This is a genomic window from Sutterella seckii (assembly GCF_009183815.1).
In the GTDB taxonomy this organism is placed as follows: domain Bacteria; phylum Pseudomonadota; class Gammaproteobacteria; order Burkholderiales; family Burkholderiaceae_F; genus Sutterella; species Sutterella seckii.
In genome coordinates, this window is the sequence record NZ_WEHX01000307.1 from 1 (window position 1) to 202 (window position 202).

The window sequence follows — 202 nt, forward strand, 5'->3', positions numbered from 1 at the left end:
CTACCCTACCCAGAGGTAGCTTAAAAACGGCAACAGGTTGCCTGAAATAACCACAAAAATGACTTGCGCTTCGTGCGCTTTTTCTTTATAATCGAGAGTCTTTCGATACTCTCGAAAGAAGCCCGCAAATGTTCTTCAAGTACACCGTCCCAGTTCCGGTTGCTGCCGGCAAAATCAGTCGTCAAAAGACCAAAAGCGGTAC

At 46.5% G+C, this 202-nt stretch carries 1 protein-coding gene; it reads right to left on the reverse strand.

The features are described 5' to 3' along the window. Positions 1 to 20 precede the first annotated feature (20 nt). The coding region (locus tag GBM95_RS12895; protein WP_226963344.1) for a hypothetical protein at positions 21 to 202 on the reverse strand (182 nt) is incomplete at its 5' end.